The 14178-nt window shown below is 30.8% G+C and carries 14 protein-coding genes; 5 read left to right on the forward strand and 9 right to left on the reverse strand.

Going from position 1 to position 14178, the window contains the following annotated elements; all coding sequences use genetic code 11:
• From BXY80_RS00400 to BXY80_RS00420, 5 genes are all read right to left on the reverse strand, one after another.
• Complete coding sequence (locus BXY80_RS00400; protein WP_120199248.1) at nucleotides 1-2382, reverse strand: T9SS type A sorting domain-containing protein; 2382 nt, start codon at nucleotides 2380-2382, stop codon at nucleotides 1-3.
• Between the two features lie 114 nt (nucleotides 2383-2496).
• Nucleotides 2497-3189 carry a peptidoglycan DD-metalloendopeptidase family protein gene (locus tag BXY80_RS00405; RefSeq protein ID WP_211328337.1) on the reverse strand — a complete coding sequence of 231 codons (693 nt, stop codon included), beginning with the start codon at nucleotides 3187-3189 and terminating at the stop codon, nucleotides 2497-2499.
• Between the two features lie 29 nt (nucleotides 3190-3218).
• Complete coding sequence (locus BXY80_RS00410; protein ID WP_120199249.1) at nucleotides 3219-4862, reverse strand: hypothetical protein; 1644 nt, start codon at nucleotides 4860-4862, stop codon at nucleotides 3219-3221.
• 14 nt (nucleotides 4863-4876) lie between these two features.
• A complete protein-coding gene (locus tag BXY80_RS00415) occupies nucleotides 4877-5443 on the reverse strand; it encodes a hypothetical protein (RefSeq protein WP_120199250.1) in 567 nt (188 codons plus the stop codon).
• On the reverse strand, nucleotides 5427-5978 hold the full coding sequence (locus tag BXY80_RS00420) for an RNA polymerase sigma factor (protein ID WP_120199251.1): 552 nt from the start codon (nucleotides 5976-5978) through the stop codon (nucleotides 5427-5429). Before BXY80_RS00420 ends, BXY80_RS00415 begins: the two co-directional genes overlap by 17 nt.
• 184 nt (nucleotides 5979-6162) lie before the next feature.
• Here BXY80_RS00420 and BXY80_RS00425 point away from each other — a divergent pair, with 184 nt between their 5' ends.
• Nucleotides 6163-6738, forward strand: a complete 576-nt coding sequence (locus BXY80_RS00425; protein WP_120199252.1) for a DUF2911 domain-containing protein — start codon at nucleotides 6163-6165, stop codon at nucleotides 6736-6738.
• A gap of 6 nt (nucleotides 6739-6744) precedes the next feature.
• Nucleotides 6745-7824, forward strand: coding sequence for a methylmalonyl Co-A mutase-associated GTPase MeaB (meaB, locus tag BXY80_RS00430; protein ID WP_120199253.1), 1080 nt, complete (start codon nucleotides 6745-6747; stop codon nucleotides 7822-7824).
• Here meaB and BXY80_RS00435 read toward each other — a convergent pair.
• Complete coding sequence (locus BXY80_RS00435; RefSeq protein ID WP_120199254.1) at nucleotides 7814-8752, reverse strand: NAD-dependent epimerase/dehydratase family protein; 939 nt, start codon at nucleotides 8750-8752, stop codon at nucleotides 7814-7816. The two genes, meaB and BXY80_RS00435, sit on opposite strands and share 11 nt — an antisense overlap.
• Before the next feature lie 101 nt (nucleotides 8753-8853).
• Between BXY80_RS00435 and BXY80_RS00440 the strand changes: the two genes are divergently transcribed.
• Genes BXY80_RS00440 through BXY80_RS00450 form a run of 3 tightly spaced genes read left to right on the forward strand, consistent with a single transcriptional unit; the run spans nucleotide 8854 to nucleotide 11814 of the window.
• Entirely contained in the window at nucleotides 8854-9567 is a 714-nt protein-coding gene (locus tag BXY80_RS00440; RefSeq protein ID WP_120199255.1) for a glycosyltransferase family 2 protein, read from the forward strand.
• Nucleotides 9567-10202, forward strand: a complete 636-nt coding sequence (locus BXY80_RS00445; protein WP_120199256.1) for a lipid-A-disaccharide synthase N-terminal domain-containing protein — start codon at nucleotides 9567-9569, stop codon at nucleotides 10200-10202. The genes BXY80_RS00440 and BXY80_RS00445 overlap by 1 nt, the downstream gene beginning before the upstream one ends.
• On the forward strand, nucleotides 10183-11814 hold the full coding sequence (locus BXY80_RS00450; RefSeq protein WP_120199257.1) for an ArnT family glycosyltransferase: 1632 nt from the start codon (nucleotides 10183-10185) through the stop codon (nucleotides 11812-11814). Before BXY80_RS00445 ends, BXY80_RS00450 begins: the two co-directional genes overlap by 20 nt.
• On the opposite strand, the gene BXY80_RS00455 is transcribed toward BXY80_RS00450, so the two are convergent.
• Genes BXY80_RS00455 through BXY80_RS00465 form a run of 3 tightly spaced genes read right to left on the reverse strand, consistent with a single transcriptional unit; the run spans nucleotide 11804 to nucleotide 13986 of the window.
• Nucleotides 11804-12373, reverse strand: coding sequence for a phosphatase PAP2 family protein (locus BXY80_RS00455; protein ID WP_120199258.1), 570 nt, complete (start codon nucleotides 12371-12373; stop codon nucleotides 11804-11806). The genes BXY80_RS00450 and BXY80_RS00455 overlap by 11 nt on opposite strands.
• Nucleotides 12373-12600 carry a hypothetical protein gene (locus BXY80_RS00460; protein ID WP_120199259.1) on the reverse strand — a complete coding sequence of 76 codons (228 nt, stop codon included), beginning with the start codon at nucleotides 12598-12600 and terminating at the stop codon, nucleotides 12373-12375. The genes BXY80_RS00455 and BXY80_RS00460 overlap by 1 nt, the downstream gene beginning before the upstream one ends.
• Nucleotides 12601-12603: 3 nt before the next feature.
• Complete coding sequence (locus BXY80_RS00465) at nucleotides 12604-13986, reverse strand: MATE family efflux transporter (RefSeq protein WP_211328338.1); 1383 nt, start codon at nucleotides 13984-13986, stop codon at nucleotides 12604-12606.
• Nucleotides 13987-14178: the final 192 nt, after the last annotated feature.

The following is a 14178-nucleotide window of genomic DNA, read 5'->3' on the forward strand; positions in this document are numbered from 1 at the left end:
TTATTGTTTCACTATTTTTTGAAGATACTCACCTTTAGTAGATTTCAAATTCACAAAATATACGCCTTTTGATAATTGTCTTACGTCAATAGATTGTAATGATTGCTTACCAATTATAGTAACGGTTTGTAACAAACGTCCATTTACATCGTAAATCGTAGCAGATACAATTGGTTCCAGGCTTTCTATATACAACTTATCTTTAACAGGATTTGGATACACGCTTAAACTTTCAGACAATGTGTTTTCACCAATTGATAAATTGTTTTCAACAGTTGTTAGATAGTCATTGGTAATTATTGGTGCATTAAAATCGAAATAAATTTCGGCCTCATTTGTAAATGTATCTCCAATAGATAAACTAGGCAAGGTTTCTATTTTAAACGTTATATAGCCATCATTATTAGCGTCATCAAATGGTAATTGTATATTCTCAAAAATGAATTCTACTTCATTGGTGTTTCTAACCCTTGTTACAAAATTATGACTTGAACTTAACAGAATTAAAGAACTAACATCAAACTTAGACGTGTCAATAACATCTTTTACAACTACATTAATTGCATTTGCTGTTCCTGTATTTTCAAAACGAATAGTATAATGTACATATTTACCAATCATATCTTCGGTAATGGTTTCGCCTTCTAAACAGGTTTTATCATTTGGATCATAAGAGTTAACTACGGTTTGATTTAAAACAAACATATTATCATCTGGTGTTTCATCTGAAACCGTTGGGTTTACCGTTGCATCAAACACTAAAACATCATCTCCGTTTAATGGGAAATTAGCATCTGTTGGTGTGTTTAAATTCATTGTGAAATCAATTTCTCTAGTTTCAAAAGGTGCTAAATCAACATAATTCCAAGTTAATTGACTTTGTATTTGAAAATCTACCGATGGATTTGCTGATACTAAATTCATCACATCATCTAAAAATGTTAGCATTATATTTCCAGATAGTGTTGATGTGCCTTTGTTTTTATAAATTAATTTATAATCTGTATCAAAACCTGGTCTTGCTAGCTCAAGCGGAACTACAACAACCTCTAAGTCGTTAAAAACACCATTTGGTGTTACACAAAAATCTTGATTATAAGGACTCGTTTCTGATGGGAAATCTATAGTTATACTTGATGGCGTAACAGAATAATAGGTTGGATTTTCAACAATTGGTGTTATGGTATGACTTCCATCTTCAACAGGAAATGAATATGCTCCAGATTCGTCAGCAATAATGATTCCTGAATTATTTCCATCTGTGACATTAAACTTAAAATTTGGATAATTTAAATCACTAACATCGCAGTCATTACTATCACTATCAAGTTTATTTACACCTTCAATAACAAAATATTCGCCTCCTGGATTAAATGAACAATAGGTATTTGCCACTGTATTTGGATGCTGATATAAAGCTGAATTTTGAATATAGCTTAATTGATCTAAATCACAACATATATAAGCTAGATTAGGAGTTGAGCTAATCCCAAATGAACCTTCTACTTTTCCGTTTTTTATAAATAATGATGTAAGTGCATCATTAGTATGACAGTTTAACGTATTTAATTTACTACAATTAGATACGTCAATACTTTCAATTAGCGTATTATTACAATCAAATTCAAATAACTCATAAGCTGTAGATAAATCTATTGCAGTAATATTATTATGATAACAATGCAGCCTTCTTAAAACAGGACAACCAGAAACATCTAGAGTTGTTAACAAATTTCTTCCGCATTTTAATATACTTAGACTTGTACATGTAGATACATCTATATTGGCTAAGTTATTTTGGCTAACATCTAACGAATATAGACTAGTACAACCTGAAACATTTATTGAACTTATTCTTGGCGCATTATAAAGATATGAACCTATGCACTCTAAAGTATATAAGTTAGCTAAACCTGAGACATCTAAAGCGGTAAACATTTCATTGTCTTCAACGTACAAACTTTCTAAATTAGCACATCCCAAAATATCCATTGAAGATAATAAATCATTATTTTTAATTGAAAGCCATGTTAAAGCTTGAAGGTTAATATTTAATGTCGTTACATTAGTTTTTCCAACAATTAACTTATTTATATTCACAAAGCTATTTATACCTTCAAGAGATGAAATAATTGGAGGGCTAGATACAGAATACCCAAGATAGATATAGCTTACTTGTTCTACTTCACTTACTTGAAACTGCCCATCATTATTTGCATCAACATTAGTTATGATACTATTGTTTAAATCTCTTATGAGTGCTCCATTAGCAGAAGGATCCGAAAGTAAATCTCTAAAATCTGCATCTGGTATTGTTACAACTTGAGCTTGCGCAACAGAAAAAAATATAAAAGCAAAAAAGAAAAAGTAGATATGTCTCATAGGTAAATTTAGGTTTTATCTTACAATAATAACCATAATAAGTTTTGTGCAAAAACTTACTCGTTACTTTTCGTTATAAACCTTATAATTTAACCTAAAATATTAATAATGAAGCTATATTAATTTTAAAAGTAAATTTGGGTTTGGACAATTTACTTTGTAAAACTCTAAATCTATTTTATTTGAAACACCAGGATAATCGCCTTTATAATTTTGCAAATCTTTAATAATTTGAAAATGCAAATGTGGCGGATAATCTCCATTTACTGTGGCATCTCCCAAAGTTGCTATTTGCTCGCCTTGTTTAAACTCCTGTCCTACTTTCAGATTCTCTATTGAAGCAATACTTAAATGACCATAGAGTGTATAAAACTCAACACCTTCAATACTATGCTTTAAAATTAGTGTTGGTCCATAATCCCCAAAATTGGTATTGTTTTTAAAACTATGCACCATGGCATGTAAAGGTGTATAAATTGGCGTTCTAGCAGCAATCCATAAATCAACACCTAAATGTATATTACGTTCAGTTTTTGGATTATCATCATTAAAATAATTACTTCGCTTATAAATAGAACGCTGCTCTAAATAACCGCCAAAAGCTACTTTTGCTGTATTTAATTTTATATGATTACTGATATAGTTCTCTAATGCTTCAGAAGATGAAACATCAATAGATTTAAGCGCTTTATTATCTTTTGATAAATCTAAAGCTATGTATTTTGAATTTGAAATGGATGCATCTAAAACGCGAAGTGATGCTGAGGAGATGCTATTTAGGAAATTAGAAAAGTTATTAATGGACATGAAAACAATGTTTCCTCAAAAATAGGAAACTATTGCATAATCACAGTACTAAACTTTGCATTTACAACAATGGTTTTATTACTAGACAAATTACCTGTAGAAAAATTAGAAACACTTTTATTTGCCGCTTTTTCTGGATGACTAAATCGAGTTCTATTGCCTTTATATTGAAAATTATATGCAGTTGTATTTGGTAATGAAATGAGTGCATCACTATTTTCTAAAATCACATTTAAATTATTAAATGACTCATCAATTTTAGCAATTGAAAAGTCGCCAAAACTTCCATCAATAATTGCATTACCAGTTAAATTACCAATTGTAATATTTGAAGAGTTAGAATTTAAAACCATTCTATTAACCGTTTTAATTTCTGCTTCATCAACATAATTTAAGTTTAACTCGCCCAAACCCCATGTTGTAATTAATACTGGCGAATAAGACACATTGATGGAAGTCTCGCTTCCATCAATGTGATTTGCTACTAATGTAGAGTGTGATATATCTGCTTTTAAATTATAAATTACAGAACCAAACTTTAATTCGCCATGCCTAACATTCATTTTTAGCTTGGCTTTTTTAGGCATTTTAATTTTAATTGCCCTTTTTACCTTACCGCTTCTCTTCTCAAGACTTCTAGCGAGTTCTTCACGGCGCTTTTCTAGGCGCTCTTGACGTTCTTCCATGCGCTCAGCAAGTTCTTCTTCCCTTTGTGCCTGTCTCTCTACACGTTCTTCCATACGTTTTTCTAAGGCTTCGTTTCTTTCTTCTAAAGCTTTTGAACGCTCTTCCATTTCTTTCTCAAACTTCTCTCCCCAAGCTTCCATTTTTTTCTCATAATCTTTTCCCCATTCTTTCTCCATTTTTTGGCTCCACTTTTCCATTTTCACTTCCCATTCTTTACCAAATTGTTTTCCAAATTTTTCTCCCCAAGCTTCCATGTCTTTTGCCCATTTACCTTCAAACTTTTTCCCATAGGCTTCTCCCCATTTTTCCATTTTTCCTTGATAATCAGACTCACCAAACTTTCTTCCCCATTCTTTCATTTTATCTTTTAACTCTTTACCATACTTAGCTTCATATTCTTTACTCCATTTTTCAAGATACTTTTCACCATCTTTTTTATAAGCATCATAATCAAAATTAATTGAATGTAATCCATCAGGCAACTCAGGTAACTCAGGGAATTCTGGCATCTCAGGCATATCTGGCATATTTGGCATTTGTACCATTTCTGGCATCATAGGCAACTCTGGTATCTCAGGCATCTCAGGAAGTTCTGGCATATCAGCTAACTGTATTTCTAAGTCTCTAAGCACATCTGCATAGTCACCATCAGTAGTATTTATTACAAATCCAGACCAACCATTTCTGTTTCCTTTTGATTTTATACTAACATAATCTCCAGAACCTTCTATATTTACATTCCAATCGTCTAAAGCTTCTTTAAGCTCTTCTTTAGAGAGTTTATCACTTTCTATATAAGCTTCAATCTCAATCTTGTCTTTGTTCCATGTATCCACTTCAATTTGCACATAACTTGTATTAAGATCAATGGTTACATCTTTATCAGCATTTATAGTTTTTGATAACTTATTTAATTTTTGCTGGGCAATTGCACTAACTGAAAAGCATAGCAAAAGCATTATTAATTTTATTTGTATTGTTTTCATGTGTTTATATTATTTTAAGAAATACTCGCTTGTGTTTCTGGAGTATTTAAATCTTTTAACTGTTCTTTTAAGCGATACAATAGGTTAAGACGTAGTTTTAAATTATCTATTAGAGCACTAACTGTTAACTCATTAGGGCCATGATCCGTTAGCTCAATAGATAAACGCTCGTATTCTTTATTTAATTCTTCAAGACGTAAAACATAACTATCAAACAACTCTTTGTTATCTGGCGTTAGCTTTACTTTAGATAATTCTAAATTAATATTAGCCAAATAATAATTTTCTACCTTTTTTAAGTCTGGTGAAATGTCTCCAAGTGTTTTTAAATTTGTAACGACTTCTTCGCCTTTAATTGACTTTATTGGAGTTTGATTAAAATACGTATATGCTCCAAAACTCAGGCAGAAAAAGACGGCAGCACTTGCAGCAATTTGTAACCAACTGAAACGTTTTTTGATTGATGGTGTTAAAAGCGACTCATCTAATTTTTCTAAAAATCGAGCCTCATGTCCGTTAGGCATTTTTAAGTTGGATACCTTTTGTTCGTTTTCAAACAGTTTTCTAATATCTTGTGCCATTTTGAATTGGTGTTAATAGTTCTTTTAATTTTACTTTTCCTCTAGATAATTGCGTTCGAGAAGCGACTTCAGTAATATTTAATATTTCTGAAATTTCTTGATGGTCATAACCTTCAACTAAATACAACATAACTACATATTTGTATTTATCTGGAAGCCTTTTAATAGCCTCTTTAACTTCATCTAACGTAATTGTATCATCAACTAACCATTCGCTTTCATAAGTTTCATCAACTACTTTGAGGTGCACCTCATCTAACTCAAGCATTTTTTGCTTTTTAGATTTTAGTAAATCGATACTTTTATTAATTACGATACGTTTTAACCAAGCTCCAAAAGTGACTTCTGCTTTGTATTGATCTAGCTTTGCAAATGCTTTAATAAAGGCTTCTTGTACGATATCTTCAGCTTCCATAGAATCCTTTACAAATCGCATAGCAACAATATACATACCATCACAATATTGATTGTATAGCTTTAATTGCGCAACACGATTGTTTTGCTTGCATTTTTCAATAATATCTACTTGAAACATGCTTTAGTTTGCTTTTGGTTTTTGATTAGTTCACTTTAAAGACGATACAAAAAAGTAAGTGTTGCAAAATTTAATCATTTTTTTAAAGTGTAAGAAATTTTATTAAAACAACGTTAAGTATATATTAGATTTTGTTTTTAAAATTATCTTTGCAATTCAACTCGTTTTTTTTTATCCTTTTACTATGAATACGTTTTTAAAGCGACTCTTAATTTTACTTTCAATTATTGCAATTGGGTTATTTTTATATTCTTATTTTGTTGAAGATATTTTCTCAAAACGTTTGAGCCCAAAAGATACTGTTGAGTTTAAACTTAATGACCTTGAGTTAAACGTATTTTATAATAGACCATCAAAAAAAGGACGTGAAATATTTGGCGCATTAGTCCCTTACAATAAGGTTTGGCGTACTGGAGCAAATGAAGCCACCACATTCTCTACCAATAAAAATTTAATGATTGAAGGTCATTATCTTCCTTATGGAGATTATACCTTGTGGACAATCCCAAATGATACATCTTGGCAAGTTATGTTTAACTCAAAGCAATATCCTTGGGGAGTTAACGAGCAAATGCAACCTATGCGTGAGCCAAAATTTGATCTTATAAATATTAATGTTCCTACAGAAAATTTAAATACTATTGTAGAGCAATTTACCATTGCTTTTGATAACACTACAGATAATCTCAAACTAACTATGGCTTGGGATAATACAAAAATTGCTGTACCTTTAAAAGTAATAAAGGATGCTAATGACTAAGGAATTTTGACTAAAAAACCCAAAACTTCTGCTTTACAAGAAAAAGATGGTGTTTCTCAATCTGAAATCACCAATACTATTTCTATAGAAAACATTCAACTAAAACGAAAAGCACAACCAAGCTCTACTGAGCTAGTAGCTCAAATTATAAAAGGAAATATTACAGCATTAAGTAGAGCTATCACACTTGTTGAAAGCTCAAATATAAATCATTCTAAAAAAGCTAATGACGTCATTAAGCAATGCTTACCGTATGCAAACTCATCGGTTAGAATTGGAATAACTGGTGTTCCTGGCGTTGGCAAAAGCACCTTTATTGAAGCTTTTGGAACTCACCTCACAAATCTTGGTAAAAAAGTAGCCGTTTTAGCTGTTGACCCAAGTAGTTCTTTAAGTAAAGGAAGTATTCTTGGTGATAAAACAAGAATGGAAGATTTGGTTAAAAATAAAAACGCATTTATTCGTCCTTCTCCTTCTGGTGATTCTCTTGGAGGTGTTGCACGAAAAACACGTGAAACCATAATTTTATGTGAAGCTGCTGGTTTTGATACTATTGTTATAGAAACCGTTGGTGTTGGTCAGAGTGAAACTGCTGTGCATAGCATGGTAGATTTTTTTTTATTGTTAAAACTTGCTGGAGCTGGTGACGAATTGCAAGGTATTAAACGTGGCATTATAGAAATGGCTGATGCAATTGCAATAAATAAAGCCGATGGAGACAATTTAAAATCGGCTAAACTTGCAAAAGTTGAATTTAATAGAGCGCTGCATTTGTATCCTCAAAAAGCATCTAACTGGCAACCTAAAGTTACGCTTTGCAGTGCTTTAAAAAATAAAGGTATTTCTGAAATTTGGCAATTGATTGAAAATTATATTGAGCATACAAAAAATAATAGCTTTTTTAATATAAACAGAACCGAACAAAATAAATTTTGGTTGTTGCAAACTATTGAAGAACGCTTAAAATCTGATTTTTTTAATCAATCTCAAATCAAAAAAGAGCTCAAATCTCAATTACAATTAATTGAAGCTGGAAAAATAACACCTTTTGCTGCTGCAGAATATTTATTGAACCTTAAAAATTAGCCTTAAACCATTCTACCTGTTTTTTAACAGCTTCTAACAACGTAGTTTGCGGATTATAATTAAGCAGGTTTCTTGCTTTATCAATATTTGCTTTTGTTCTCGATTGATCACCTGGTCGTTTCGGGATTACGTTAATTGCAATTGGTTTTCCTAAAACTTGCTCAACAGCTTCAATACCTTCTTGTGTGGTATGCTCTACTTCGGTTCCTAGATTTATAATTTCACCATCTACAATAGACTCCTTACCAATAACACTTACAACTCCATCAACAATATCTCCAACATAGGTAAAACTTCGTAAATGCTTATCGCTACCTTCAAACAAAGGAAAGGCTTCACCTTTTAAACCTAAATCTATAAGTTTAGTATACATTTTTTCTGGTCGTTCTCTTGGTCCAATTACAGAATAGAGCCTTAAAGAGCAAGCTTTAAAACTAAATCCTCTACTTTTTTGAAGCACTAATTGTTCTGCAGTTAATTTAGTAACGCCATAATGAGATGCTGGCTTTGGGGCAACACTTTCTGGATATGTAGCTTCTATACCATAAATAGAAGACGTCCCAATATTTACAAACAAACTTAAGCTCTTACATGTTTGAGCATAATCTATTAAGTTTTTTGTAGCAATTATATTATTTGTAAAATAATCTTCAAACGTAGAAGTTGATGAAATTCCAGGTTGAGCAGCGAAATGAAAAATATAATTGATATCGTTAGGCAAGACTTCAGCTAAATTAGAATCCCTCAAATCTTGCTTTATAATTTTAATTCCTTGATTTTTTAAAACATTAGCATTTAATTGCTTTAACTCTAAACTATAATAATCATTAAAATTATCTAAGCCAATGACTTCATGACCCAAGCTATGCAAACGTTCAGCAGTATGTGACCCTATAAAACCAACTGCTCCAGTAACGAGTATCTTCATTATAATTTTTTAGATATCACAAAATAACGCTTTTTATGTAAATAAGAATTACTTACTGTTAGATAAAAAAAGAATATTTTTGCATAACTAACTTTTATTAGATGAATTATAAATTCACAATTATTGTTCCTGTTTATAATGAGGAAGACAATTTAGAACGTGTTGAAAAAGAACTTCTTGCTTATAGCAAAATTGCAACACAACCCACCACAATTTTATTTGTAAATGACGGCTCAAAAGATAGTAGTCAAACCCACATTGAAACTATTTGTAATAGAAACGAAAACTTTAACTATATTTTATTTAAAGAGAATAGAGGTTTAAGTGCAGCTATTAAAGCTGGTTTTGACCATACAAACACAGAATTGGTTGGTTATATAGATTCTGATTTACAAACTGCTCCAGAAGATTTTAATTTGCTCTTAGAACATATTGGCGAATACGATTTAGTTACAGGTGTTAGATCTAATAGAAAAGATAGTTTTGTAAAAAACATGTCCTCAAAAATTGCTAACGGAATTCGTCGTAGCTTCACACACGATGGTATGGATGATACCGGTTGCCCTTTAAAAGTTATTAAAACTGAGTATGCAAAACGCATCCCGATGTTTAAAGGCTTGCATCGTTTTTTACCAGCCATGATTCTTTTACAAGAAGGTAAAGTGATTCAAATTTCTGTTCAGCATTTTCCAAGAATTGCTGGTACTGCAAAATTTGGCGTTTGGAACAGGCTTCTTGGTCCTTTAATGGATTGCTTTGCTTATTTATGGATGAAAAAAAAATACATTAATTATCAGGTTGCCAAAAAGAGTTAATGAGTAATTGGGTTATATATAGCATAGGTTTTTTGGCTCAGATTTTATTCTCATCTAGATTAATTATACAATGGATTACTTCTGAAAAACAAAAACGTGTTATCACACCTACGCTTTTTTGGACCTTAAGTTTACTAGCTTCGGTACTTCTTTTTATTTATGGCTATTTACGTTATGATTTTGCCATCATGCTTGGTCAATCACTAACATATTATATATATATTAGAAACCTACAACTTCAAAATCAATGGAAAAAATTTCCAAAAATAGCACGTTGGTTTTTAGTTATTTTCCCTTTACTTATTGTTATTTATTATTTCAATAATAATAAGATCGACGTAAATCTTTTATTTAAAAATGAAGCCATTCCTTTTTGGTTATTAGGTTTAGGCATTATTTCTCAGGTCATTTTCACACTTCGGTTTGTTTATCAATGGTTATATTCTGAAGCAAAGAAAACCTCAACATTACCTTTTGGGTTTTGGTTGTTAAGTCTTGTTGGTTCTATTCTTATTTTAACTTATGCCTTTATAAGAAAAGATCTAGTTTTAATTTTAGGCCATGGTTTAGGCTCTATAATCTATTTAAGAAACATTTACTTAATCCACAAAGCAGATGCTACAGAAGCTTCATAAAAATCCGATACTAACAATAGCCTTTTTGGTTATCATCATGCTTGGGTTTAATCTAGATGCCTTACAAGTAAGCATTATGGAAGCGCGTAATTTTATTACAGCAAGAGAAATGTTAGTAGATAACAATTGGCTTCTAACAACAATGAATGGTGAAGCGCGTTATCAAAAACCACCATTACCAGCTTGGATTAGCACTGTTTTTGCTTTTGTTCTTGGCATAAAAAATGTGTTTGCATATAGGCTTCCTGCATTACTTTTTATAATTATTACAGGAATTTATACGTACCTCATTTCAAAAAAAATAGTTTCAAATTCTGTACATAGTTTTAATAATGCATTAATTATTATCACGTCATTTTATGTTATAGGTATCACTTTTGAAGCACCTTCAGATATATTTACACATAGCTTCATGCTTATTGGTATGTATTATCTTTTTCAACTCTTTAGTAACTATGGTAATTATTTAAAGCACAGTATAATTGCTGGTGTTTTTATTGGTCTTTCTATATTGAGTAAAGGTCCTGTATCATTTTATGTATTATTACTGCCCTTTTTATTAGCCTACGGATTTTCATACAAATACAAGTTTAACAAGCGTCTTTTATTTTCGTTTTTACTTTGCCTTATTATAGCATTGATTGTTGGTGGTTGGTGGTATTTATATGTTAGAGTTTATGATGCTGAAACATTTACTGCTATTGCAAAAAAAGAAACTGGAAACTGGTCTAGTTATAATGTAAGGCCTTTTTATTATTACTGGAGCTTTTTTACACAAAGTGGATTATGGACCATTCCAGCATTTATTGCGCTTATTTATCCATATTTAAAAACTAGAGTTTCAAACTTAAAAGCTTACAAGTTCAGTTTTTATTGGACTATTTTTGCAGTGGTCTTACTCTCTATAATTCCTGAAAAAAAATCAAGATATTTAATGCCAGTTTTAATTCCGTTGGCAATCAATACAGGGTTTTATATTGAGTATTTAATACGAAAATTTAAAGACTTAAAAGATAAAAGAGAAACTATTCCTGTATATTTTAATTTTGGGTTAATTGCCTTAATAGGAATTACTTTTCCAGTAATTGGATATATTTTTCTAGGCGAAAAACTATCTAATCATTGGCTGTTGTTCTCCTTAGCTTCTATAGTCTTATTTAATATTGGATTGTTTATTTTGATTAAACTTAGAAAGAAAAACATACAATCTGTTTTTAATCTAGCTGTTTTATTTTTTATAGCACTACTCTTTTTTGCACTGCCTTTATCTAAGCTTTTAATAAGTGAAAATTACAAACCTATTACAAGCTTGAATGAAAATGCAATGAATAAGAATTTAAACGTTTATAGTATTGACTTATTAACGCCAGAAATTGTTTGGCAATTTGGAGATAAAGTAAAAACCATAAAAAAGGGCTCTGAGTTTGTATTTCCTAAAGAACATACATTTGGTTTATTAGCTAATACTAACAATTTGAATGATATAGAAATTTTAAAAAATGACTATATCGTAGAATATCAAAATACTTACGATATAAATATTTCTGATACCAACTCAAGACAGTATAAAGACAGGTTAGTTAATCAATATTATATTTTAACTAAGAAGTAAATCGTCTTAAAGCAAGTTGGCTAAGCTTATAAAACATAAAGCCAGAAAGCGCTCCAAAGGTCATTCCGCAGACGATATCTAAAGGATAATGTACACCAACATAAATTCTACTGTAAGCAACAATAACGCTCCAAAATAAAAGTATAAATATTAAATTTTTATAATAAGATTTTAAAAGTAAGCCACCAAAAACAGCTGCTGCCATAGAGTTTGATGAATGCCCTGAAAAAAAGCCGTAACGTCCACAATAATTTGCTACTAACCTAATAGTTTCTTGTATCTCTCCATCCTGACAAGGTCGTAATCGTTTTACCAAAACTTTTTTAAATAGGTTCGTTATTTGGTCTGTAAACGTTATCATTAAAACCACAATGACAATAATTATTAGTAGTTGTTTTAAACCTAACTTTTTATATATTAAAAATAAAAGTAAAGCATATAATGGCGCAAAAGTCAACTTATTTGTAATGATTAACCATAAACCATCCCAAGTTTGAGAACCCAAGTTATTTAGATATACAAAAAGCTCTGTGTCGTATTCTATAAGTTGATCTAACATTAGTTATCGTATCGTTCTACTTCTCTATCGTAAAAATCTGTAGCCTGTTGAATTAATCCTTCTGTTTCGGTTTCTAACTCTTTTTGGTCATGCTCATCAAATTCTTCTAACCATTCAACCTCATCGTTTTCTAGATTGATTATAAATCTCGGAAAATCTGTATGAATCACATAGATTGCGTTTGGATGATCTGTATTATCACCTAATATAAATTTTGGAAGTTCCATAAACTATGTCGTTTCTTTCTGTAAAATTAATTTCTTAGTTAAATAATTAAATCGAATATACAATAAAATTGCTGCTGTGGTTAATCCTGCTAATAAACCCATCCATATTCCAAAGCTTCCATAGGCTTCTTCTTTTCCCATACAATAGCTAATTGGAAACCCAATCATCCAATATGAAACAAATGTAATAATCGTTGGTATTTTTACATCTTGCAAACCACGTAATGCACCAAGTACCACAACTTGAATACTATCACTTATTTGAAATATGGCAGCTGCAAGCAATAATTTTGAAGCAATACTAACCACTTCTTTATTATCAATTAAGTTTTCAGCATCATCATAATCCACATAAATTTGAGGAAGATAATCATGAAATAAAAAGAAAATTAGTCCAAAAAAAACAGCTAAAATCGTTCCTAATAAAAATAGAGAAAATGCAATACGTCTCAGTTCAAAATACTTTTGCAATCCTTTTTGGTTTCCAACTCTAATCATTGATGCTACACTTAATCCCATAGCTACCATAAAGGTCATTGAAGATAAGTTTAATGCAATTTGATTTGCTGCCTGAGGGTTTTTTCCTAACAGACCACTTAACCATATTGCGGCTGTAAAAATAGCAACCTCAAAGAACATTTGCATAGCACTTGGCGCACCCAAACTAATTAGCTTATTAAGCATTAATTTATCTAACACAAATATTTTTATTTGAGTAACATAGGCTTTAGATTTTTCCTTTTTTGTTAAAAGCCACCATAAATGCGCAACCATTATAAATCTAGAAATTAAAGTTCCGTATGCAGCTCCTACAATACCCAATTCTGGAAAACCAAACTTCCCGAATATTAAAATATAATTAAGAATAACATTAATAATATTAGCTATAATTGTAGCATACATAGGATATCTAGTCATAGATAAACCATCACTAAATTGTTTGAATGCTTGAAAGATAATTAATGGAATTAACGAAAAAGCCACTAAATCTAAATATGGAATTGCTAACTCAACAACCTCAGCAGGCTGCTTCATTAAATACATTAAGGGCTTAGCAAAAAGCACCAATAAAAACAGTAAAATCCCAAGAACTATACATAAAAACAAGCCATGCTTAAAAGCAGATTTTCCTTGTTTAAAATCTTTTGCAGTATCTGCTTCTGCCACTAAAGGCGTAATTGCTGTAGAAAAACCAATACCTAATGACATTGCAATAAACATAAAGCTATTACCAAGTGAAACTGCCGCTAGTTCTGCAGTTCCTAATTGCCCAACCATAATATTATCTACAAAACTCACAAAGGTGTGCCCAAGCATGCCTAGCATAACTGGTGCAGCTAACTGCCAATTATATTTAAACTCTTTTGTGTATTGTGATAAAACCAACTATATCTTTTTTTGAGTTGCCAAAGATAAGACATCAACTTTATCTTCATCTTTTAAATCTAAAGTATTTGCCATTAGCAATACAACAAACTGTTAATCATTAGTTTGTATTAATAAAATGTTGATAAAATAAAACTTATTCGCACCGCTTAATCTATAAAAACAATTATTTTTATACTATCAAATGTTTTT

This window comes from Ichthyenterobacterium magnum, from assembly GCF_003610635.1.
GTDB lineage: Bacteria > Bacteroidota > Bacteroidia > Flavobacteriales > Flavobacteriaceae > Ichthyenterobacterium > Ichthyenterobacterium magnum.